The sequence below is a fragment of the Streptomyces sp. NPDC098789 genome (genome assembly GCF_044759975.1).
GTDB lineage: Bacteria > Actinomycetota > Actinomycetes > Streptomycetales > Streptomycetaceae > Streptomyces.
Genome location: NZ_JBIWAJ010000012.1, coordinates 172,709 through 194,134, shown reverse-complemented (window position 1 = coordinate 194,134; position 21,426 = coordinate 172,709). Strand labels below are relative to the sequence as shown.

18 protein-coding genes and 3 pseudogenes are annotated in these 21,426 nt (G+C 72.1%); 10 read left to right on the top strand and 11 right to left on the bottom strand.

The window, feature by feature from the left end; translation table 11 throughout:
- Positions 1-146: 146 nt before the first annotated feature.
- From ACIQWR_RS24240 to ACIQWR_RS24230, 3 genes are all read right to left on the bottom strand, one after another.
- Positions 147-1,871 carry an amidase family protein gene (locus ACIQWR_RS24240; protein ID WP_404013086.1) on the bottom strand — a complete coding sequence of 575 codons (1,725 nt, stop codon included), beginning with the start codon at positions 1,869-1,871 and terminating at the stop codon, positions 147-149.
- Between the two features lie 153 nt (positions 1,872-2,024).
- Positions 2,025-2,480, bottom strand: coding sequence for a hypothetical protein (locus ACIQWR_RS24235; protein WP_404013083.1), 456 nt, complete (start codon positions 2,478-2,480; stop codon positions 2,025-2,027).
- Positions 2,481-2,700: 220 nt separating this feature from the next.
- Positions 2,701-3,681 carry an alpha/beta hydrolase family protein gene (locus tag ACIQWR_RS24230; protein WP_404013080.1) on the bottom strand — a complete coding sequence of 327 codons (981 nt, stop codon included), beginning with the start codon at positions 3,679-3,681 and terminating at the stop codon, positions 2,701-2,703.
- Positions 3,682-3,845: 164 nt separating this feature from the next.
- On the opposite strand from ACIQWR_RS24230, the gene ACIQWR_RS24225 reads away from it, so the two are divergent.
- On the top strand, positions 3,846-4,475 hold the full coding sequence (locus ACIQWR_RS24225) for a TetR/AcrR family transcriptional regulator (RefSeq protein ID WP_404013077.1): 630 nt from the start codon (positions 3,846-3,848) through the stop codon (positions 4,473-4,475).
- A gap of 5 nt (positions 4,476-4,480) precedes the next feature.
- Positions 4,481-4,708 (top strand): annotated as a pseudogene (locus ACIQWR_RS24220) (GNAT family N-acetyltransferase); the annotation flags it as partial.
- A 134-nt stretch (positions 4,709-4,842) separates the two neighbouring features.
- On the opposite strand, the gene ACIQWR_RS24215 reads toward ACIQWR_RS24220, so the two are convergent.
- The 3 genes from ACIQWR_RS24215 to ACIQWR_RS24205 form a co-directional block, all read right to left on the bottom strand.
- Positions 4,843-6,297 (bottom strand): hypothetical protein, encoded by a 1,455-nt coding sequence (locus ACIQWR_RS24215; RefSeq protein ID WP_404013074.1) that lies wholly within the window; start codon positions 6,295-6,297, stop codon positions 4,843-4,845.
- A 105-nt stretch (positions 6,298-6,402) separates the two neighbouring features.
- On the bottom strand, positions 6,403-6,927 hold the full coding sequence (locus tag ACIQWR_RS24210; RefSeq protein ID WP_354382079.1) for a SigE family RNA polymerase sigma factor: 525 nt from the start codon (positions 6,925-6,927) through the stop codon (positions 6,403-6,405).
- 154 nt (positions 6,928-7,081) lie between these two features.
- Positions 7,082-7,762 carry a DUF4386 domain-containing protein gene (locus ACIQWR_RS24205; RefSeq protein WP_404013070.1) on the bottom strand — a complete coding sequence of 227 codons (681 nt, stop codon included), beginning with the start codon at positions 7,760-7,762 and terminating at the stop codon, positions 7,082-7,084.
- Between the two features lie 136 nt (positions 7,763-7,898).
- Between ACIQWR_RS24205 and ACIQWR_RS24200 the strand changes: the two genes are divergently transcribed.
- The 4 genes from ACIQWR_RS24200 (at position 7,899) to ACIQWR_RS24185 (ending at position 11,941) form a co-directional block, all read left to right on the top strand.
- Positions 7,899-8,579 (top strand): TetR/AcrR family transcriptional regulator C-terminal domain-containing protein, encoded by a 681-nt coding sequence (locus ACIQWR_RS24200; protein WP_404013068.1) that lies wholly within the window; start codon positions 7,899-7,901, stop codon positions 8,577-8,579.
- 117 nt (positions 8,580-8,696) lie between these two features.
- On the top strand, positions 8,697-9,728 hold the full coding sequence (locus ACIQWR_RS24195) for a sulfotransferase family protein (protein ID WP_404013065.1): 1,032 nt from the start codon (positions 8,697-8,699) through the stop codon (positions 9,726-9,728).
- A 147-nt stretch (positions 9,729-9,875) separates the two neighbouring features.
- On the top strand, positions 9,876-10,232 hold the full coding sequence (locus ACIQWR_RS24190; RefSeq protein ID WP_404013063.1) for a hypothetical protein: 357 nt from the start codon (positions 9,876-9,878) through the stop codon (positions 10,230-10,232).
- Positions 10,232-11,941, top strand: coding sequence for a protein kinase (locus ACIQWR_RS24185; protein WP_404013060.1), 1,710 nt, complete (start codon positions 10,232-10,234; stop codon positions 11,939-11,941). The genes ACIQWR_RS24190 and ACIQWR_RS24185 overlap by 1 nt, the downstream gene beginning before the upstream one ends.
- 22 nt (positions 11,942-11,963) lie before the next feature.
- Here ACIQWR_RS24185 and ACIQWR_RS24180 read toward each other — a convergent pair whose 3' ends face one another.
- The 3 genes and pseudogenes from ACIQWR_RS24180 to ACIQWR_RS24170 all read right to left on the bottom strand — a co-directional run.
- The gene (locus tag ACIQWR_RS24180) at positions 11,964-12,494 is read right to left on the bottom strand and encodes a hypothetical protein (protein ID WP_404013057.1); all 531 of its coding nucleotides are present in this window, start codon (positions 12,492-12,494) and stop codon (positions 11,964-11,966) included.
- Between the two features lie 156 nt (positions 12,495-12,650).
- Positions 12,651-13,691, bottom strand: a pseudogene (locus ACIQWR_RS24175) (serine hydrolase domain-containing protein); the annotation flags it as partial.
- A 165-nt stretch (positions 13,692-13,856) separates the two neighbouring features.
- Positions 13,857-14,780, bottom strand: a pseudogene (locus ACIQWR_RS24170) (alpha/beta hydrolase); the annotation flags it as partial.
- 107 nt (positions 14,781-14,887) lie between these two features.
- On the opposite strand from ACIQWR_RS24170, the gene ACIQWR_RS24165 reads away from it, so the two are divergent.
- From ACIQWR_RS24165 to ACIQWR_RS24150, 4 genes are all read left to right on the top strand, one after another.
- On the top strand, positions 14,888-15,937 hold the full coding sequence (locus tag ACIQWR_RS24165) for a PucR family transcriptional regulator (RefSeq protein WP_404013055.1): 1,050 nt from the start codon (positions 14,888-14,890) through the stop codon (positions 15,935-15,937).
- Positions 15,938-16,176: 239 nt separating this feature from the next.
- Positions 16,177-16,836, top strand: a complete 660-nt coding sequence (locus ACIQWR_RS24160) for an MSMEG_1061 family FMN-dependent PPOX-type flavoprotein (protein WP_404013052.1) — start codon at positions 16,177-16,179, stop codon at positions 16,834-16,836.
- 41 nt (positions 16,837-16,877) lie between these two features.
- Positions 16,878-17,507, top strand: a complete 630-nt coding sequence (locus ACIQWR_RS24155; RefSeq protein ID WP_404013050.1) for a class I SAM-dependent methyltransferase — start codon at positions 16,878-16,880, stop codon at positions 17,505-17,507.
- A gap of 193 nt (positions 17,508-17,700) precedes the next feature.
- Complete coding sequence (locus tag ACIQWR_RS24150; protein ID WP_404013047.1) at positions 17,701-19,407, top strand: CocE/NonD family hydrolase; 1,707 nt, start codon at positions 17,701-17,703, stop codon at positions 19,405-19,407.
- Between the two features lie 111 nt (positions 19,408-19,518).
- Here ACIQWR_RS24150 and ACIQWR_RS24145 read toward each other — a convergent pair whose 3' ends face one another.
- Both ACIQWR_RS24145 and ACIQWR_RS24140 read right to left on the bottom strand, forming a co-directional pair.
- Complete coding sequence (locus ACIQWR_RS24145) at positions 19,519-20,739, bottom strand: barstar family protein (RefSeq protein ID WP_404013044.1); 1,221 nt, start codon at positions 20,737-20,739, stop codon at positions 19,519-19,521.
- Positions 20,740-20,801: 62 nt separating this feature from the next.
- Positions 20,802-21,368: a hypothetical protein gene (locus ACIQWR_RS24140; protein ID WP_404013041.1), complete on the bottom strand. Its 567-nt coding sequence runs from the start codon at positions 21,366-21,368 to the stop codon at positions 20,802-20,804.
- Between the last annotated feature and the right edge of the window lie 58 nt (positions 21,369-21,426).

Genomic DNA, 21,426 nt, shown 5'->3' with positions numbered 1-21,426 from the left:
ACCCGTCGTACCCGCTGCACCCGTCGTACCCACGTGATCCTTCACCTGCTCGAAACCCCCGAAGTGGACTCGTGGTTGAGGATGCGATCACGGCCCGAGGGGTTGCCTGCCGCTCCGGCGCAATGTCCGCCGGAGCAGCAGCTGCGTCAGCGTCCGGCGGCTCCGGGGCCGGTCGTCGGCAGGTAGCGCGGTGCCCGCCAGGCGTGGAGCCGGCGCTCGACCGCCGCACCCAACGAGAGGAGCGCCGCGTCCTGGTGGGCTCCGGCCATCAGGAGTACGCCGACGGGGAGTTCGCCCACGGATCCGGCGGGGACGCTGAGCGAGGGGTAGCCCGCGACGGCCGCAGGTGTGGACGAGGGGATCACGTCGTTGTCACCGCGCGCGCAATCGGTCGTCCAAGCGGGCGGGTTGGTCGGTGCGGCGATCGCGTCCAGATGGTGCGCGGCCATCGTCTCGTCGATCGAACGCCGCGACAGGTCGCGCAGCTCCGCCCGCCCGGCGAGGTACCCGGGGTCGGTGGTCGGCGGGGCCGAGAGGGCCTGCTCGAAGAGTTCCTGGCCGGCGAAGCAGCTCTGTTCCACCGGATTGGCGCGGTTGAACGCGATGAGCTGGGCGAGGTCGTGCGGCCCGTTGCGGGTGGCGAGGTAGGCGTCGATGTCACGGTGGAACTCGCTGAGCAGCGCCGGGAATTCCAAAGCGGCGAGCCGATCCTGGTAGGGCGGGGTCACCTCGACGACCTGGGCGCCCGCGTCCCGCAGTCGCCGGGCCGTGCGGGTCATGACCGCGTCCACCTCCTCGCCCAGCACGGGCAGCCGCCACAGTCCGATCCGCTTGCCCCGCAGGTCGCCACCGTCGACCGGTCCGCCCGGCCGCCCGGCGTTCTGCTCCACGGATGCGCCGGCCGCGGCCGCGGCGCCACCGTCCTCGCGCGGCGCGCGTTCGGACATCGCCGCCAGGGTGAGGGCGACGTCGGCGACGTTGCGCGCCATGGGACCGGCCGTGTCCTGTTCGGCCGAAATGGGCACCACCCCCTGGCCGCTGACCAGGCCGAGGGTCGGTTTGAGGCCGACCACGCCGTTCATGCCCGCCGGGCAGACGATCGAGCCGTCGGTCTCGGTACCGATCGCCACCTGGGCCAGTGACGCGGCGAGCGCGGCGCCCGATCCCGCGGACGAGCCGCAGGGGTTGCGGTCGAGCACGTAGGGGTTGCGGGTCTGCCCGCCGACCGCCGACCATCCCGAGGTGGGTTTCTGTGCGCGGAAGTTGGCCCATTCGGACAGGTTGGTCTTGCCCAGGATCACGGCGCCCGCCCGTAGCAGGCGGGTCACGAGAACGGCGTCCGAGGCCGGAGGACTCCCCGCGAGGGCGAGCGAGCCCGCCGTCGACGACTGGCCCTTGGTCTCCACGTTGTCCTTGATCAGTACCGGAATCCCGTCGAGCGGGCCGAGGGCCGTGCCTTTGCGGTGCCGTGCGTCGCTGGCGGCGGCCCGGGAGAGGGCGGTGGGGTCGGTACGGAGCACGGCGTGGATCGTGGGATCGATCCTCCTGATCCGCTCCAGGTAGGCGCGGGTCAACTCCGACGACGTCAACGATCCGGCGGCCATCCGGGCCTGGAGCTGCACGATGGTGACGGTGTCGAGGTCGAGTCGGGCGGCGTCCCGTCCTGGCGCCGTACCCGCGGTCCCGGTGGCGCCGCCGCCTTCGGCGGTGGCCGCACGCGCGGCCTGGGTGGGGGCTCCAGCCCAGAGGGAACCGGCGAGCGCGGCGGCCACCAGCGCGGCCGCGCCGCCGCGGCGGCCGCCCGCCCTCCGACGGCGGGGTGAGGTGGTGTGCGAGGTCCGTAAGGACGTGGGTGCCTGCGGGGGCTTCATCCGCACAGCCGACTACAGACGGCCCTGCCGCACAAGTGGGCCCTGCCGCCGCTCGACGCCGGCGCTCCCGCGCGTGCCTTCGCGCGCGAGGCCGTGCGCCGGGCCCTCGGACACCCGGCGCGGCAGCCCTTCGCGTTGCGGATGCTCCGGCCGCTACCGTTCCCGGGCGGCTTGGCCCACGGCGTGAGGGACGAGAGTGGGACGGATCTCCCGGCCAGGGTCGGGCCAAGCGGCCACGAGGTCGTGGAAGTCCGCGAAACGGGGGCCGGGGACCGTTTCGTCGATCGCCTCGCCGTTCAGCCAGCACATCCTGGAGGTGTCGCTCTCGGTGTCGAGCAGGCAGCACACTCCGCCGCTCGCGGCGGTGAGGCCGGTGAACACCGCTCTGATGCTCGCGGAGTGCTCGAACAGCCGGCTCATCCTCGATGTGGCCGCGGTGAACTCGAGCGAGGCGTGGTGGGGGTGCGCCGCGGGCGCGAACCGGACGGTGAGGTAGACGTACCCGATCTGCACCCGTCCGAGTGCGTCGGGTTCGAGGTCGCGGCCCTCGATGTACGCGCGCACCGCGTCGTCGACCCCGACCATGAGGGACGTGTCGAGTTCGAGCACGCCGCCCGTCGAGCGATCGACGGGATCGCTCTTGAACTCGGACGTGAACGGGACGTCCAGCCGGTGGCCGCCGGGCAGGGTGAGGGTGAGCGGCGGTTTCCGACGGGTTCGCGGGCCAGCTCGACGAGCGCGGCCAGCGCCCGGGGCACGTTCCGGGCGGGCGTGATGATCTCGTAGCTGTAGTCGATTCCCATGCGATGCGTTCCTCTCCGCTCCCCGCCTACTTCGAGGCGACCTGCCCGAGCGGCTCAGAGCCGGCGGTCAGCTCGTCCTGCGCAGTCTGCCACGCGCGTTCCCCGGGGTAGAGCGTGCTGCGCAAGTAGGCCCAGGTGAGCCGCGCGACCGCGGCGACCCGCTCGGGGTTCTCGTCCGTGGTCTCGGCGACGTCGTATCCGGAGATCCCGCCGAGCCCGTGCTCCGCGCCGAACAGGGTGAGCAGCGAGGCGGGGCCCGGGGAGAGCTCGTACGGATCGGTGTGCCAGGCGGGGCCGGCGACCGTGAGGAAGGCGGACGCGTCCTGGTCGCCGGCGACCACGAGCGCGGGCGTCGTCATCGTGGAGAAGTCCGTGGTGAGGAAGAACGAGTAGTTCTCGGCGGTGAACTCGGTGAGGGCGTCCCCACCTCGACCGGGTGCGGCGAGCAGCACGCCCGCCTTGATCCGCGGATCGGCCAGGTCCACCACGGTTGCGTCGTGCGGATCGGTGAGCCGGGCGCCCAGCAGCAGGCTCGCGGTGTGCCCGCCCATCGAGTGCCCGGCCACGGCGATCCGGCTCCGGTCGAGCCGCCCGAGCAGCTGCGGGACGGCGGCCTCGATCGCGTCGAGTCCGTCCAGGATGCGCCGCATGTCCTCGGCCCGGGTGCGCCAGTGCGCCACGGCCACGGGCGCGCCGGGAGCGGGGGTCAGCGTCCGGGAGTCCAGGTGCGTCGGCTGGATCACGACGAAGCCGTGCGCCGCCCAGAAGTGCGCGAGCGGGGCGTAGCCGTTCAGGGAGGAGAGGTTGTTCGAGTGGCCGAGCCCGTGGGAGAGGAGGATGACCGGCAGTTCGCTCCCGGTCATCGGGGCGGAGACCCGGACCTGGAGGTCGACGGCGCGGCCGGGGGCCGGCAGCACCACCGGGCCGACCGAGAGCACGGGTGCGGGCGCGGCCACGACCGGGCCGAGGGCGTCGGTCGTGCGGGCGGGAGCTGCGGGAGTACTCATGGCGAGGGTGCCTTTCGATGGGCCACTACCGCCGGTCGTCGTACCTGACCAGCGATGGGTGGGGCGGAGCGCCCGCCCTCAGCTAAGCTGAAAGCGGATCGTTGTTCCACTTACGATACGGATCACTGTTCCGTTTCGTCAATGGCCGTCGAACGGAGCATGTGATGGCGACTGCGGATCAGTCGGATCAGTCGGATCAGTCGGATCAACCCAAAGGGGCGTCCGCTCGCAGCAAGAGGGCGGACGCGGTGCGCAACCAGCAGACGCTGCTCGATGCCGCCGCGGAGGTGTTCGTGACCTCGGGGATCGATGCGCCGATCCGGCAGATCGCGGCGCGGGCGGGCGTCGGGCTGGGCACGCTCTACCGCCACTTCCCGACCCGGGCGGACCTCGTCACCGCCGTGTACCGCCACCAGATCGAGGCGTGCGCCGAGGCGGGCCCGCGCCTCCTGGGCGAGGTCGCGTCCCCGTTCGAGGCGCTGCGCCGGTGGATCGACCTCTTCGTCGACTTCCTGGTCACCAAGCACGGACTCGCGGACGCCCTCCAGTCCGACAGCGACCGCTTCACCGCTCTGCACACGCTCTTCCTCGACCGCTTGATGCCCGTCTGCGGCCACCTGCTCGACGCTGCGGCCGACGCCGGCGAGATCGAGCCCGGCATCCAGCCGTACGAGCTCATGCGCGGCATCGGGAACCTGTGCATCGGGCAGGACGGCGATCCCCGATACGCACCCCGTCGACTGATCGAGCTGCTCCTGCGGGGGCTGCGGCGGCCGACGGGCGCCGGCGCCTGAGGAGAGCGGCGCGCGGCGCGGGCGTCGATGTGGAGGCGACGGAACGCGTCAGCCGGTGGGCGCTCGACGAACTCGGTCTGCATCGGCTGCGGTTGTGCCACGCGGTGGCCAACACGGCTTCCTGCCGCGTGGCGGACAGGGCCGGGTACTCCCTCGAAGGCACCATGCGCAGTGCGTTGCTGCACGTCGACGGGTGGCACGACGAACATCTCCACGCCCTGGTCCAGGGCGATATCCGAGGCCGCTCTGGTGGGCCCGCGACCACCGGGAACGGCGGCACCCGCCCGGTTCGGGATCTGCTGCGCGCAGATCCCGAACCGGGCGGGACTACCGGGCGGGACTACCGGGCGGGACTACCGGTGGGCGATCAGGCGAACCACTTCGGGTCGAGGGCTATGGCCCTGATCTGCGCCATCGTCAGGATGGGCTTGGCGCGGGTGGCCGCCTTCGCCTGGTCGCCGGTGTTGAAGGCCGACACGACCACGCGGCGCCCGTCCGGGCGCAGCGTGTCGACGCTCCACCAGAGCACGCCCGAGCCGCCCTTCTCGCCCGACTTCTGCTCCGCCAGCACTCGGGTGCCGTCGGGCAGGACGACGACGCCCGCGCCGTTGAAGCGGTCCTTGAGGGCTTCGCCCATGTCCTCTTGGACGTTGACCTGGACCAGCGAGGCGCCCTTGCCGTCATCGAGGACGAGCGAGCCGAAGCCGGGCTGTCCGGCCCTGCGCAGGACCTTGATGCCGGACTTCGGCACCAGGGATTCCAGGACCGCGACCGTGGGGCCGTAGTGGGCGCTCTCCGCGTCCGAGTCGCCCCGGCCCGCGTCGCCCGGGTCGGGCGTCTGGGCCGTTCCGCCGGACGGCTGCGGGTCGCCGGCGGTGGAGCCGCCCGCGCCCTTGGCCCGGTCGGGGGTCGCGGCGGCGTTGGTGCCGGTGCTCGTACCCGCGGGGGCGCCCGCGGCGGCCGAGGTTCCCGTGTCGGCGGCGGATGCCGTGCCCGACGGCGCCTGCTGGGGCGCGGGCAGCCGGCTCGCGACCTGGCGCCACAGGGCCGAGGTGGTGAAGGCCTTCAACTGGGCCTTGGTCAGCGGCGGGTTGGTCCGGGAGACGGGCTGCCCCTTCTCCGCGGGGGCGTTCCACTCGGACACGTCGACCTGGTAGCCCTCGCGGGTGACCAGGATCGCCCGCCAGAGCTTGGTGGGCTCGCGCTTGTCCGGGTATTCGTAGCCCTGGAAGATGTTCAGCTTGCCGCCGTCCGGCAGCGTCTCGACGGTGCAGGCGTCGTACGGGACCACCTTGCGGTCGGGGCACTTGAGCATGTCCTCGGCCGACTGCCCGTGCGGGTCGGTGCGGGAGAGGCCGACGGCGATGGCCGCGCGGCCCTTGCCGTCGTCGTACACGCCGGCCACCGCCGCGTTCGGCGACTGGTCGGCGCCGCTCGGCACGGTCGCCGCGGTGTCGCTCACCCGCCCGTCCGTCAGCAACTGCCGGTAGATCTCGATCAGTCGGGCCGCGGTCACCCCGCCGCCCTGCTGCCCGGCGGTCGGGGAGGAGGCGGCGGCCGTCTGGGTGTTGGGGAGGGGAGCGGTGGCGACGTTCGCCCTGTTGTCGCTCGCGGTGCCGACGGCGATCAGGCCGCTCCCGTAGGCGCCGACGGATCCGACGACGGCCAGGGCCAGCGCCGAACCGCCGACGACGGAGGCCCGGCGACGCGCCAGCAGTCGGCGGCCGCGCCGCTCGCCGGCGGCCACCAAGTCCGGGCGGCCGGGGACGAATCCGTCTCCGGCGCTCCGCAGGGCCGCGCCGAGCTCATCTTCAAAGGGCATGCCGAATCACCTTCCGGGTGGTAGTGGGCAAACGCGCCGGTGTGGTCCGGCAACGGACGTGACGGGAAGGACGGGTGGGACATCGCGCGGGTGGTTCCCCCGCGCTCAGGTGGCCACGAACACACTGAGGCTGCCGCCCAACTCCGCCCGGAGACGGGCGAGCGCGCGGGAGCTGCGCGTGCGCACCGCCGCCGAGGTGACGTTCATGGCCTCGGCGGTCTCCTCGACGCTGCGGTCCTCCCAGTACCGCAGCACGAGCACCGCCCGGTCCTTGGGGGCCAGGTGACCCAGGGCCTCCAGCAAGGTCAGCCGCAGGGCCGGATCGGCCCCGGCGACCGGGAGCGGCGTCGCCCCGCCCGAGTCGGTCGGAACGGCGAAGGGCCGCTCCCCCGCGGAGCGCCGGCGCTTGTGTTTGAGGAACTCCCGCACCAGCACCGTCTGCGCGTACGCCGCCGGATTGTCGATACTGGAGGTCCTCCCCCAGATCAGGTACATCCGACCCAGGGTTTCCTGCACGAGGTCCTCGGCGAGATGGGTGTCCCCACTCGCCAGCAGACAGGCCGACCGGTAAAGACTCCCCGCCCGGCCCTCCGCGAACTCGCGGAACCCCTCCCTGCGCACTTGCCGCATCCCCGTCCCCCTCACTTCCGACTCACCCCATAGACGCGTCGGGAGGAGGGGAATGTTTCACCTCGTGGGAAGGTATTTAACGGAACTCGGGCGTCCAGCGACGGCACACCCGGCGGGGCGGTCCGGAACCCGCCCGTCGACGCGGGCGCTGGGTCTATGTCCCGACCTGCACGACGCCCGGGCCGGGCCCGAACCCCTTGACGATCAGCCGTCCGGCCAGCCCCAACTCCCAGGCGAACACCGGGAGCGCGGCCACCGACCCCGCCACGGAGAGCTGCGCGTAGGCCCCGAACATCACGGCGACGGCCGAGGCGCAGATCAGCGGACCGCCGACCAGCCCGAGCACGGCGATGGAGCGCGGTACGAGACGCGCGCGGTAGGCCGGGTACGCGAGGAGGACGGTGTTCAGACCGAGGGCGATGTTGGGTCCGAGCAGGAACGTCCAGTCGTGCACGGCCACCAGAGCGGCATCGGCGCCGGCCGGACCGTCCGCCGCCCCCGCGTCCCGCCGCAGGGTGACGAGGGCCAGGACGGAGACGATCCCGAGGGCGATGACGGCCGCCTCCAGCAGCCGCCCGAAGGCGTACCCGAGCGCGAGCCCCTCGCCGTGGCGCCGCAGTACGGGGAACAGCGCCGCCCCGGTGCCCGCCACCGCCACCACCAGCACCACCTCGCAGACCACCCCGAGCAGTGCCCGCGTGTCGGCGCCCTGAGGGAGGCGGCCGTCCGCCGCGCCGAGCAGGGGGCGGTACAGGACCGCCCCTGCGATGGCGGCGACTTCCGTCAGCAGGAACAGCGACCCGGCGGCCACCGCGGTTCTCCGGTCCGGACTCATCTTCTCGCTACCCCTCGCTCGATGCCGGTGTACGCCGTACACCTCGCAGCGACCATAGGTGTACGGCGTACACTCGTCAAGGAGAAGGAGCTGCGGACGCCCACGCGGCCGTCGAGAGGGAAGGGGCCCAGCCGAAGTGACCCGGCAGGAAGCCACGCACACGCACCGGATCCCGCTGAACCGGGACCGCGTCCTGCGCGCCGCCATCGCGCTCGCCGACACCATCGGCATCGAGGCGCTCAGCATGCGCAGGCTCGCGCAGGAGCTGGACGTCGTACCGATGGCCCTCTACAAGCACGTGGCGAACAAGGAGGAGCTGCTCGACGGCATGGCCGACGCGGTCGTCGGCGAGGTCGACCCTCCGGCCGTGGGCCCCGACTGGCAGCGCGTCGTCCGCGACCGGATCCTCTCGGCCCGCCGGGTCCTGCTGCGCCACCCCTGGGCGGCCCGGGTCATCGAGTCGCGGACCGGCCCCACCCCGGCCGTGCTGGCGTACCTGGACTCGATGGCCGGGAGCTTCCGGGGCGGCGGCCTCTCCGCCGACCTCACGCACCACGTCATGCACGCGATGGGCAGCCGCCTGCTCGGCTTCAGCCAGGAGCTGTTCGACACCTCTGCCTCCTCCGGGCCTCCCGACCCCGCCCTGGCCGCGGCCTACCCCCACATCGCGGAACTGGCGTCGACGGCCGCACACGACGGGGACTCCACGGTCGGCGGCTGCGACGACCAGTTCGAGTTCGAATTCGCCCTGGACCTCCTCCTGAACGGCTTCGAAACCCTCCGCCGCGAGGGCTGGACCTCCACCCGGACGCCATAGGTGTGTCGTCCCGGCGGGTCGGTGGCGCGGAGCGCCTGCTTGCCGGAGCGGATCGCGACCCGCTAATGCTGTACCTGCTCGCGAAGACCAGGTGTCGGATCGAAGGAGAGTGGCCGCATGCGCACCCTGACGTTCATCGTCGGCACGGGCCGCAGCGGGTCGACCGCGTTGTCCGGCATCCTCAACGCGCATCCGGACGTGCTCAGTCTCAATGAACTGTTGTCGTCGGTGCAGAGCCGCGGCTTCCCCGAGGGACCTCTCGGAGGCGGTGAGTTCTGGCGACTGCTCGCCGAACCCAATGCCACCTTCGAGTCCATGATCCGCAGCGGCGTACCGATGCCGGAATTCGTCTACACCCGCCGCCCGGGTCGCTTCGCGACCGGGACCACCGGAATCCCCGCCCTCTCCCTGATGGTGCTCCCCCACCTCACCGACGACCCCGACGGGCTGTTCGACGAGCTGGAGGAACAGGTGCGCCACTGGCCGGTCCGTACGGCGGCGGGCCACTACGAGGCCCTGTTCGACCTGCTGTGCGTGCGGTTCGGGCGCACCGCGGTCGTCGAGCGGTCCGGCTATTCGTCGGACCGGGTACCGCTCCTGCGCGGGGTCTTCCCCCAGGCCCGTTTCGTCCACCTGTTCAGGGACGGGCCCGACTGCGCCCTGTCGATGAGCCGGCACACGGGCTACCGGCTGATCCTCCTCGTACGGGAGATCCTCGCGCGGACCGGTGCCTCACGGCCCGCCGACCTCACCCCGGACCAGATCCGATCGCTGCCACCCGAGCTCTCGGCACTGCTGGCCGACCGGTTCGACCCGGCGCTCGTGCTGGACAGCGACCTGCGATCGACCCGATTCGGCGCGCTGTGGTCCGAGCTCGTCGAGCGGGGCGTGCGCCATCTCGGCGCGGTACCCGCAGCCCTGCGGACCACGCTCGCCTACGAGGACCTGCTCGACGCGCCCCGCGAGGAACTGACCCGGCTGGCCCGCTTCATCGGCGTCGAGCCGCTCCCGCAATGGCTCGACACCGGCAGCGCCCAGCTCGACGGCAGCCGCCGGGGCGCCTCCCTGCGGCTACCGCAGGCCGAACTCGCCACGCTGCGGGAGCACTGCGCTCCCGGCACGCGCGCCCTGTCCGGCGGTGCGGGCTGAGCGGATCCACCGCCCGGAACCACGAATGGACCCGACGACGTCCAGGAAGCTCGCAGGTCACGCACGTTTTGTGTGGGTCGGCGGACCCGCGGGCGGTCGTGGACCTATGCTGCAGGCCGTCGGAACGCGATGAGTGCAGGGGGCGTTGTGGAGCAATACCGCGTCGAGCTGAACGGGGAAGCGGAGTCCGTCGAGCGGGAGTTGAGGAGCCTGGCTCGGTGGCTGCGCGACGACGACGCGATCCGGAGCACGGCCCTGGTCAAACTGACCCAGGCGCCGCCACGGCCCGGCGAGATGGGCACCGCCTTCGACGTCGTCCAACTGGTGGTGGACAGCGGCTTCCAGCTGGGCAACCTCGCCCTCGCCTATGCCGCTTGGCGCGGCACCCGCCCCCGGTCAGCCGTCGTGACCGTCGAGCACCGCGGGCGTCGGGTCACCCTCGACACGGCCGATCCGCAGGAGATCGCGAGGATCCTGGCGGTACTGGGCGAGGACGGAGCCTGATGCCGGGAGTGCCCGACCCGCTGGTGGGCAAGCAGTCGCGGGCCGTGCTGGTGGGTACCGCGCAGTACACCCACCTCCCCGCCCTGCCCGCGGTGGCGAACAACCTGCGGGGCCTGAACGCGCTTGTCACCGGAGCGGCACACCTCGGGCTGCCCACAGAGAACTCCACGGTCATCCTGGATCCCCGGACCCCGAGCGAGGTGCTCAAACCACTTCGCCGGGCTGCGGAGGAGGCCACCGACACCCTGCTCCTGTACTACGCCGGACACGGTCTCCAGGACGAGGACGACCTCGACCTCCACCTCGGCCTGGTCCACTCCCACGTGGACTCGCCCGAGGACTCGTTGGCGTACTCGGCCGTCCGCAAGGCCGTGCTGAGGACCCGGGCCAGACGCCGGATCGTCATACTTGACAGCTGCTACAGCGGTCTGGCGATGGGGGCCATGTCCGACCCGGCGCAGGCTCTCGCCGGCCAGGCCGCGATCGAGGGCGTGTACCTGATGTGTTCCGCCGCGGCCACGGCCGCGGCCCTCGCCACACCCGGCGAACCGTTCACGGCCTTCACCGAACAGCTCATCGCCGTATTGGAGTCCGGGATCGAGGACGGCCCCGAGTTCGTCACGCTGGACGGGGCGTTCAGCCACGTCAGGGGGCAGCTCACCGCGCGGAAGCGGCCCGTTCCCCGGCGACAGGTGCGGGAATCGATCGGCGCTCTGGTGCTGGCGCGCAACCCCTGCCACGTCCCGCCGTTCCCCTACCCCGGTTCAGGTCCTGGCCATGACCCCGGGGCCGGGTTCGGGTTCGGGCCGGCGCAGCGCCAGACCCGGGACGGTTCGCTCGTCCTCGCCTCGCGGTACCGGATCGGGGCCCTGCTGGGGAGAGGCGGTATGGCCGAGGTCCTGGAGGCTCACGACGACCGGCTCGACCGGCCCGTGGCCGTCAAGCTGCTCCGTCAGGACCTCGCTCGCGATGCGGGCTTCCAAGGCCGTTTCCGTCGGGAGGCGAGGTCCACCGCCTCGCTCAACCACCCCGCCATCGCGGCCGTGCACGACAGCGGCGAAGAGGACATCGACGGGGTCCTCGTCCCGTACATCGTCATGGAAAAGGTGGCCGGGAAGACCCTCCGGCGCTGGCTCGACTCCGGAGTCCACTTCCCGCTCCGGGACATTCTGCTCGCCGGCGCCGGGATCCTCCACGCCTTGGACTACGCACACGCGTGCGGGATCGTTCACCGGGACATCAAGCCCGCCAACATCATGGTCACGCTCACCGGCCAGATCAAGGTGATGGACTTCGGCATCGCCCAACTCCTGGGTGAAGCACCGCGCCTGACGCAGAGTGCCTCCGTGATCGGTACGGCTCAGTACCTCCCACCGGAGGCGACGCTGGGCAACCCCGTGGATGGCCGCGCGGACCTGTACTCCACCGGCTGCGTCCTGTACGAAATGCTGGCCGGACGCCCCCCGTTCACGGGGCCGTCTCCGATCGACATCGCCAAGGCACACGTGCGGGACCAGCCGGAGCCACCCTCAGCCCACGCTCCCGGAATCCCGGCGGAGGTGGACGCGCTGGTGCTGCGCGCCCTCGGCAAGTCCCCCGACGACCGCTTCCGGTGGGCGCACGAGATGGCCGAGGCGCTGACCGACGTGGTCGCGCAGTTGGACCAGCAGGTGGATCACCAGGCGGATCAGCAGGCCGCCGGCGGCTGAACGGCCTCCGGCTCCGCTGCGGCTACGTGTGATCGACGAACCATGCCGTGCAGGTACTGGTGTTGGAGTCCTTGGGCATCATGCAGGCGCGCACGGCGTACGACCTGCCGGACTGCTGCAACCGGACGGTGGGGGTTTCGAGGTAGTTCCACGAGGCGTTCCACCAGGTGGCCTCGAACGGCCCGCACTGCTTCCAACCCCCGTTGGACTGAACCGTCGAGGTGGAGGGGTGCCCGGGGCTGGAACCCATGGTGAACGTGTTGATGCTCCGGTCGATCCAGACCTTGTCGTACCGCGCCACGTAGCCCTCGATCGCGGCCTTGGCGTACGCGTCGGTGGCCTTGGCCGTGTAGATCGTGACCTGGCGGTCGCCGGACGTCGCGTGTCCGGAGTCGCCCACCACGTCGTTGTCCGACAGCCAGTCGCAGTTGTCCGCCAACGTGGCACCCCCTGCCGGGGCGGCCGGCACGGGGGCGGCCTCCGCCGAGCCGGCCAGCCCCATCGTCGAGAGGACCACCACCGCGGCCACCACCGTTCCTCGCGAAACGCGCATGATCTCCACCCCTCTGCTTCGCCCGTCCGAACTCCTTGAGCAACGCTCGACGGCAGCGTAGGCGGCGCCATCCCGGTCGCCCAGAGGAACGACCCGCTCCTTTGTCACGATCAGCCCCCACATCCGGGCTCACGGGCTCCGGAACCGACCATCCGGCTACGGTACGAGCCCGTGGGCTCGGGAGGTGGGCTCGACCCGCGCGCTCGCGTCACCGCACAGCGCCTGCCCGTACAGCGTCTTCAGCGCTTCGTCGATGGGGTGGTGCTCCGGCTTCCCAGAGGCGTCCGGGCGGCCCCAGCGCTGGAGGTTGACCGCGACGGACATCTGACGCTTGCCGTCGGCCCTGGTCAGGGACATCGTTCCGGCCCCCCAGACCGAGCCGTCGTGGCCCCAGAAGGTGCCGCACCCCTGGATGTCGACCCTGTGCAGGCCGAGACCGTACGCGATCGTCGATCCGTCGAGGGCCACTACCGGGACCGTGCGCTGCATCTGCGCGAGTGACGCCCGCTCGACGATCCGGCCGTCGAGCAGCATGCCGTAGAAACGGTTGAGGTCCTCCATGGTCGATACCAGAGCGGCGCCCGTGCCGGTCCAGGACATGTCGTACTCGCTGTAGTCGCGCGGCGGGTCGAGCAGGCCCCACAGGGACTCGTACATCCGCGCGTGCGGCCCCTCGATGCGCGTCCCGGTCGGAAAGCCGGTGTTGCGGAGTCCGGCGCGGTCGATGACGTCCCGGGTGATGTGCTCCTGCGCCGGGGTACCGGTCACCTGCTCCAGGAGTTGGCCGAGGATCTGGTAGTTGGTGTTGGAGTACGCCCCCGGCGTGGCTCCGGGTTCGCCCGCGGGCGGCGCCGCGAGGCCCATCTCGATCAGCTCGACCGGACGGAACCGCCGGAACCTGTTGTCGTCCAGGCTCTGGGGCGACATCTGCGCGAGGGAGGGGAACGCGGTACGGATGTAGTCGGGGATCCCGCTGGTGTGGTTGAGCAGCATCCGCACCGTGATCTTCGTACCGCGCTCGCCCGGCACCAGCTGCGGCAGGTAGCCGCCGATCGAGGCGTCGAGTCGGATCCGGCCCTGTTCGACCTGCCGCATGACCGCGGCGGCGGTGAAGGTCTTGGTGACGCTGGCGACGCGCTGGCGCATGTCAGGAGTGACGGGGCGACCGGTCGTGAGGTCCGCGACCCCGCAGGCCCCGCGCCATGTGCGGCCGGCGTCGCGCACTTCGGCGTACACCCCCGGCACGCCGGCGCGCCGGACACCGTCGAGGGCCTCCCGCAGCGCGAAGGAATCGGGTGCGGGGATGGGGGCGGGGATGGGGGCGGGGATGGGGGCGGCGCCGGTCACCGGGGCGGTCGGCCGCGCCAGCGCGCGGCGCAGGACCGCGCCCAGCTCGGCGTTCTGCCGCTGCGAGACGTCGGCGGACAGCAGCGCCTGCGATCCGTGGAACGCACCGGGCCACTGGTGGAGTTCGACCGACACGCCCGCCTGCATCAAGCGCAGTGCGTACGCGATCCCCTCGTCGCGGTTCGGGCAGAACTCGGCGGTGGCGAGGTAGGCGGGCGGCAGCCCGGACAGGTCGCCGGCCCGTGCGGGGGCGGCGTACGGGGTCGCGGGCCGGGAACCCAGGTAGTGCCGCCACGCCGCGGTGAGCTTGGCGCGGTTGAACCAGGGCGTGTCCGTGAAGTTCCGCGCCGACCACGTCTCCTGCCGGTCGTCGAGTCCGGGCTGGTTGAGCAGTTGGAAGTGGATCGCCGGACCCCGTTCGTCGCGTGCCCGCAGGGCCAGTCCGGCCGCGATGTTCCCGCCGGCGCTGTGTCCTCCGACCGCGATCCGCGCCGGGTCGATGCCGAGCCCGGAGGCGTTCTCGGACGCCCAGGTCAGTACGGCGTACGCGTCGTCCAGGGCGGCCGGGAAGGGGTTCTCGGGTGCCAGCCGGTATCCGACCGAGATCACCACGGCGCCGGAGAGGCCCGCGACCCGCGCGGCCCAGGGGTGCTCGGTGTCCAGGTCGCCGAAGACTCCGCCGCCGCCGTGCAGCCAGATGATGGCGCCCGGCGCCCGGTGCGGTTGCTGCGGTTGCTCCTGAGGCGGTTGGTGCGGTCGATAGACCCGCACCGGGACGTCCGGGTCGGCGGCCACCGTCCGGTCCTCGACCTCCATGTGGGAGGTGTCGGGTGCCGGCGCCGCGGCGGCGCGCTCGGCGAACTGCCGGCGCGAGGTGACCGGGTCGTCGAGGTCGAGTTCGGGAAGGAACGGGACGAAGGCTTCGAGTTCGGGATCCATGACGACCATCCTCACGACGTGGTGCGACGGGGTCACCCGCCATCCGTCGCGCATCGCGGCCCGATCGCCCGCCGTTCGGCGCACCCCCGCCCTCCTATCCTTCTGCCATGGAGGCACTGGCCGTTCGGCTGTCAGGACTGGATCCGTACGTCGACGGCGCGATGCGCATCGTCGCGTTCTACGACACGTTGATGCGCCGACGCGTGGACCTCCCGGCGCTGGCCCGGGCCTCGGCGGGGCTGGCCGAGTGCGTCGCCGGGATACGCCTGCACGGCACCGGGCGGGTGACCCGCGTCTCCCCCGGCGGCAGACAGGCGCCCGCCGAGTCGCCCGCGTGCGCGCCCGCACCCGCGTCCACCACGGTGGCGATCACGCTCGACGAGGAGGAGATCGGCACGGTGTGGCTGGAACGCCCCGGCCCGCCGAACCCCCTCGACGAGGTGCTCCTGGACCGGCTCGCGATCGCGACCGCCGCCGTCGCCGAGCAGTACGGCCCCGCCCGCACCACCATGGCCGACCCCGCCCTCGTCGAACTCGCGATCAGCGCCGACGCCGACGAGGCGGCCAGGGCGCGGGCACTGCGGTTGCTCGGCTTCGCCGCCGGGCCGACGGTCCGCGTCGTCGCCGTGCGCTCCCGCGTCCCGCTCGACCGGCTCGGCGCCGCGGTGGCCACGGCCGGCCCCGTGAAGGCGGCGCCCCTCGCCGGCGTGGGCGTCATCCTGGCCACCGCGCTCGACCCGGCCCGGTTCCCGGCCGACGCGCGGGCGGGCATCGGCTGCGCGGAGAGCCCCGACCGCTCCTGGCGGCAGGCCCGCACCGCCCTCCGCTTCGCCGGCCCGCGCGAACCGGTCGTGCGCTACGCCGATCTGGGCTCGCTGGCGCTCCTGGCCGAGATCCCGCGGGACGCCGCGCGCGAGAACCCCGACGTGGCCGCCGTCATCCGGCTCTCCGGCCATCCGGAGGACATGGAGACCCTGGACGCGTACTGCGCCACCGGCTCCCTACGCCGGGCCGCGGACCTCCTCCACCTGCACCACAGCAGCGTCGCCCGCCGCCTCGAACAGCTCGCGAAGGCCCTGGACATCCGACTCACCGAACCCACCGGCCTGGTACGGGCCAGACTCGCCCTCACCGCCTGGCGGCTGCTGGAGGACTAGGGGGTGTCTGGTGGGTCAGGGTCGGATAGGGCGCGGGGTCTGGTGCGGTGGATCGCAAGGCGTCGGAGCGTCTTGATAGCGGAGCTATCGGGGCGTTTCGGCAACGCGGCGAGGCGCCGTGCCAGACCCCGCGACCCCGGCCCTGATCCGCCAGACACCCCCTAAGGGGGCACTGGACGTGGGCGCCCCCACCGGGCCGGGAAGGCGATCGATCGCATCGGCCCCTTAGGCTCGGAGCCATGACGACACCCCTGACCAGCAGCGCCTTCGACTCGCTCCGTCTCGACGCCGTATCCGACCAGGAGACGCTGCGCCGCACCTACGACCTCCCGGGCGAGGCGGCCGTACGCAAGCAGATGACCGAACTCACCCCACAGACGGCACGGTTGATCGGTTGCTCATCGCTGGTCCTGGTGGCCAGCGCGGACGCCGAGGGCAACTGCGACGTCTCTCCGCGCGGCGGCCCCGCCGGGTTCGTCGCCGTCTTGGACTCACGGACGGTGGCGATACCGGACGCGACCGGCAACAAGCGGCTGGACACCCTGCAGAACGTCATCGCCACCGGACGGGCCGGGCTGCTGTTCATCGTCCCGGGGCGTACCACGACGCTCAGGGTGAACGGCCGGGCCTGCGTCTCCACCCGCCCGGAGCTGCTGTCGCAGCTGACCGCCGTGGGCAAGCCGCCGGCCAGTGCGCTGGTGGTGGGGATCGAGGAGGTCTACCCCCACTGCCCCAAGTCGCTGCTGCGCAGCTCGGCCTGGAAGCCACAGGAGTGGCTGGCGGCGGACGCCCAGCCGGCCTCGGCCGAGGTGACGCTGGCCCAGTTGCGGATGCCGGGGCTGACCATCGCCGCCATCGAGCAGGCGGAGGCGGACTCGCTGACGTACCGGTACGAGTGACGGGGACCGGCTGCGACGGGCGGGTGGTTGACTTCTTTCCCATGGCGGAGCACCAGGAAGAGACCAGGACGGCCTACGACGGCGTCGTCGAGCTGTACGCGTCGATGTTCGCCGGCGGGCTGGAGGCGCAGCCGTTCTCGCGGAACATGATCGGCACCTTCGCCGAGCTGGTGCGCGGGACGGGGAACCCGCGGGCGGCCGACGTCGGCTGCGGGCCCGGCCATCTCACGGCCATGCTGGACGACCTGGGACTGGACGCCTTCGGGCTCGATCTCTCCCCGGGCATGGTCGACCACGCCCGGCGGGCCCATCCGGCGCTGCGCTTCGACGAGGCCCGGATGGAGGCCCTCCCCGTCGAGGACGGCGCGCTGGGCGGTGTGCTGGCCCACTACTCGATGATCCACACCCCTCCTGCGGAACTTCCGTGCCTGCTGGCCGAGTTGGTGCGCGTCCTGGCACCGGGGGGCCTGCTCCTCGTCTCGTTCTTCGCGACCGACGGGCCCGATCCGGTCCGCTTCGACCACAAGGTGACGCCCGCCTACAGCTGGCCGGCGGACCGGTTCGCCGAGCTGATGGACCGGGCAGGACTCGATGTGTTCGCCCGACTGCTCCACGACCCGCGCTCCGAACGGGGCTTCCTCGACGCCCACTTGCTGGCCCGTCTCCGCTAGAGCACCGCCTCAGCGGGCGGCCGGTCGTTCTCGGTCATCCTTCGACCCTTGCCCGGATCGGGGTTTGCGCGGCGCAGTTCATTCGTTCGAGTGGTCGGCGGGGAACGTCGCGCTGCGCCGCCTCGGCGGGGTGAGCATATGTCCGGCACCTAGTCGCCGTCCCTCATCCCTCTTGCAGAAGGTGGGCACAGCCATGTCTGTCGACGGAAACCCGGAAACCCCGTTCGCGCTCGGCGCCGACGACCTCATGAGGCTGGACGCGATCCAGGAGGCGCTGCTGGATCCCTCGCCGCGCCGGATCGGCCGCCTGGACCAGTGGGGGCTGGCCGACGAGTACGAGGTGTACGCGGAGATCGCCCAGTACTCCGAGGTCGCGCTCACGATGTCGGACGGGACGGTCCTGGACGCGTCGCTGAGCGTCCCGCGCAACCTCGCCCCCGGACAGACCTGCCCGGCGGTCGTCCTGCCCGCCCCGCTGATCAACATCGGGCACCGGGCCTACCTCGGCATGATCGCCCGCTGGGCGGTGGGCGGCTACGCCGTCCTCGCCTACAGCCAGCGCGGCCTCGCCAGGTCCACGGGCGAGATCCACGTCGCCGGTCCGCAGGACGTCACCGACGCCGGTGAGGTCATCGACTGGCTGCTCACGAACAGCGAGGTCGACCCCGAACGGATCGGCTTATTCGGATCCTCCTACGGCGCCGGCACGAGCCTGCTGGCGGCCGCGAACGACCAGCGGATCAAGGCCGTCGCGGGCACCAGCGTCTGGGCCGACCTGCTCGCCTCGCTGTACGAGAACGGCACCCGCCACCTCAAGGCGTTCGAGACGCTCGTGCAGCTCTTCGGCGAGGACCGGTGCTCGCCCGAGTTCCGCGGGGTCATCCAGAAGATCCGCGCCAACACCATCGACGACGAGGTCAGGGAGTTCGCCCGGGTCCGCTCGCCCAGGATCCACCTGAAGACGTACAACGACGCCGCGACGGCAGTTCTGTTGACCACGAGCTGGCACGAGACCATCTTCTCCGTGCCCGCCGTCATCGACTTCCACAACAACCTGACCGGGCCCAAGACGCTTCTCGTCCAGGTCGGCGACCACGGCAACCCCGAGCTCCCGGGCCTGGCCGGACTGTCCGCCAAGCCCACCGACATGGCCTACCGGTGGATGGACCACCACCTCGGCGGCAGCGCCGGCGACGGGGCGACGCCGCGGTTCGACGTCCGGTCGGAGTACATGTTCAACCCCCTCTCCGACCTGCGCCACCCCTCCTGGGCCGAGTACGTCCTGCCGAAGAAGCGGCTGCACCTCGCCGACGCGGCAGGCGGGCAGAACGACGGTCAGGGCGACGGGCAGTTGGTCGAGGGCGCCCCGGCGGCGGGGTGGACCCGTTCGGTCAAGGCCACCGGCAAGGGCACCGACATCGTCGTCGCCCCCAAGCTCGTACAGACCGGCCTGGCCGAGCGCCTGGGCCTGCCCCACGTCTACCGGACCGCCGACATCGACCGGGGCCTGGCCGCCGTCTTCGCCACCGCGCCGCTGGACCGCCCCTCGCGCGTACGGGGTGAACTGGAGCTGCGGGTGACCGTGAAGCCGCAGCGGGCGGACGCCACGATCGTCGCCTACCTGCTGGACCACAACCCCGCCACCGGCCGGGCCCACATCGTCACCCACGCCCCCTACACCTTCACCGCCGAGCAGGCGGGCAAGGCCACCACCGTGACCTTCCCGCTCCAGCCCGCCGACTACGTCGTGGCGAAGGGGCACCGGCTCCAGCTGGTCATCGACACCCACGACCCGTTGTTCGCCTACGAGAACACCATCACCCCGGTGTTCACCATCGACCTCACCTCCCCGCAGGGCGCCGAGTCCTACCTCGACCTCCCCCTCCACCCCATCGACTGACGCTCCGCCCGCCGGGCGCGCCCCGTGCGGGCGGCGTCGGCGGTCACTCGTGTCCGGCTTCCGGTACGAGTGACCGCCCGCGGCCCGAGTGCCGGCGTTCCGGGATGCGGCTCACCGGAGCACGACCGTGACACCTCGCGCTTCGAGGAGCTGGACGATCTCCTCGAAGTAGGAGAGCCGGCCGTCCGGTCCGTCGGTCACGGCCGCCAGTGCTCGGCGTGCGATCTCGCAGTCGTGCCAGATCAGGGTGAAGGGCGGGAGAAGTCCGAATCCCCCGAACAGGCAGTCCTTGAAACTGTCCCACTCCCGGCCGAAGTAGCGGCCCGGACCGACCAGGGCCTCGGCCATCGCGCAGTGCAGCCCGGGGACGTCGGTGACGAACCGTCCGTCGAGGTGGTGCTCGTCGCCGGTCCGGTCCGGCCGCACCGCGCGCACGCGCCAGGCCCGCGTGGTGAGGCCGAGCCACGCGGCCCGGCCCGGCCCGTCGTACGGCGCCCACCCGTTGGGCTCGGTCGGCGGGCCCTGGTACCACGCTTCCCAGACCCCCCGGACGGCCGGCAGCGGCCTGTCGCCGCCGCCGTCCGTGAGGGTGATGTCCTCCAGATCGTCGCCGAGCGCGGACGGGCGCACGGCGGAGACGCCCAGACCGACCGCGTGGGAGGCCATCACCGCACCGTGCCGGTCCAGCACCAGGAGATCGGCACCGCTCCCGGTCCAGCGGCGCGGTCGCTGCGTCCCCTGGAGCAGCGGTTCCACCGCCTCGCAGCCGATCAGCCGGAGGGGGACGGGGTCGGGGTCCTCGCGCGGTCCCGCCAATCCCTCGACATCGATGCACCTGCCGACGCTCCGCGCGCCCGCCGTTGCCTCGAAGAGCTCGAAGCGGGGCGCAGTCAGCCGCGCGCGCAGCAGCTCGTCCACCCTGACACCGGCGCCCAGCACGACGTCGTACCGCACCGGCTCGGCCGGATCTGCCGGGTCCGCCGGGTCCGCCGGGTCCAGCGGAACGGGCCGGGCCGACACGACCGCGTCGACGAGGGTCCACCACTGCACCGGGTCCTCGCCGTCCCAGACCTCGACGCACACGTCGCCCAGCCCTCGGGGCGAACCGCCGACCTCGGCGCCGGGGGCGGCGAGGATGTCGCTCAGCGCTCCGTCGGGGCTGCATCCGCGGAGGGTGAGGACCTCCCGCGGCAGCGGCACCGGTTCGACGAACAGCCCTTCGACTCCCACGCACCTCCCCCAGAGCTGCTCAACGCCTTCCTCGTCCTTCTGCACCAGCAGGTATTTCACCGGGAGGTCCCGGTCCCAGCCCACGTGATCTACGCTCCGCACCCGGCCCACGGTACGCCGCGCCGACGACACGTCGCCGGTGCGCGCGAGCGTCACCGCACCGTTCAGATGTGGAAGTCGAGGCCGGTGGCGGGGTCGTGGGACATCAGCGTCGGCATTCCCGGGGCGTAGGTGACGCATTCGGCGGTCAGTACGGACGGGCGTCGGCCGGCCGTCGCGACCTCGGTCAGGAACCGTTGTACGGCGGCCACGCCCGTACCGTCGACGACGCCGTCGGGCCACAGGGAGAACTCGATCTCCTCGTCGTCGAGGGGGAGGGCGAAGAACCACACGTCGCCGAAGCGGGCCCGGAAGGCGAAGGTCGTGCCCCGGCCCTCCGGCTCGTCCGCCCACGCGCGGAAGAGGTCGGCGGTGGCCGGGCTCGTCGGATCGAGCTGGGGGTAGGGGTGATCGATCTCGACCTCGTCGGCCGCGACACGCAGGCGTTCGAGGACCGCGATCCACTCGTCGCCCGTCACGTCGAGGACCCGGATGTCCCGCAGGCTGCCGTCGATGTGGAAGACGTTGCACATCCACGGTTCCGGAAGGCACCGCTCGCGGCCGCAGTCGTCCTCGGCCGACCCGTCCCCATGCGTGACGTCGGCCCGGGCCCCTGTGCTCTTCTCCCCCATGCCACCAAGGTAAGGGGTGAGGGGCGAAGGGGGTGAGGGGCGGCCGTGATGGAGGTCT

Coding starts and splice junctions, on each gene's coding strand:
- ACIQWR_RS24240 (WP_404013086.1), bottom strand. CDS start 1,871: ATGAAGCCCCCGCAGGCACCCACGTCCTTACGGACCTCGCACACCACC.
- ACIQWR_RS24230 (WP_404013080.1), bottom strand. CDS start 3,681: ATGAGTACTCCCGCAGCTCCCGCCCGCACGACCGACGCCCTCGGCCCG.
- ACIQWR_RS24225 (WP_404013077.1), top strand. CDS start 3,846: ATGGCGACTGCGGATCAGTCGGATCAGTCGGATCAGTCGGATCAACCC.
- ACIQWR_RS24215 (WP_404013074.1), bottom strand. CDS start 6,297: ATGCCCTTTGAAGATGAGCTCGGCGCGGCCCTGCGGAGCGCCGGAGAC.
- ACIQWR_RS24210 (WP_354382079.1), bottom strand. CDS start 6,927: ATGCGGCAAGTGCGCAGGGAGGGGTTCCGCGAGTTCGCGGAGGGCCGG.
- ACIQWR_RS24205 (WP_404013070.1), bottom strand. CDS start 7,762: ATGAGTCCGGACCGGAGAACCGCGGTGGCCGCCGGGTCGCTGTTCCTG.
- ACIQWR_RS24195 (WP_404013065.1), top strand. CDS start 8,697: ATGCGCACCCTGACGTTCATCGTCGGCACGGGCCGCAGCGGGTCGACC.
- ACIQWR_RS24185 (WP_404013060.1), top strand. CDS start 10,232: ATGCCGGGAGTGCCCGACCCGCTGGTGGGCAAGCAGTCGCGGGCCGTG.
- ACIQWR_RS24180 (WP_404013057.1), bottom strand. CDS start 12,494: ATGCGCGTTTCGCGAGGAACGGTGGTGGCCGCGGTGGTGGTCCTCTCG.
- ACIQWR_RS24165 (WP_404013055.1), top strand. CDS start 14,888: ATGGAGGCACTGGCCGTTCGGCTGTCAGGACTGGATCCGTACGTCGAC.
- ACIQWR_RS24160 (WP_404013052.1), top strand. CDS start 16,177: ATGACGACACCCCTGACCAGCAGCGCCTTCGACTCGCTCCGTCTCGAC.
- ACIQWR_RS24155 (WP_404013050.1), top strand. CDS start 16,878: ATGGCGGAGCACCAGGAAGAGACCAGGACGGCCTACGACGGCGTCGTC.
- ACIQWR_RS24150 (WP_404013047.1), top strand. CDS start 17,701: ATGTCTGTCGACGGAAACCCGGAAACCCCGTTCGCGCTCGGCGCCGAC.
- ACIQWR_RS24140 (WP_404013041.1), bottom strand. CDS start 21,368: ATGGGGGAGAAGAGCACAGGGGCCCGGGCCGACGTCACGCATGGGGAC.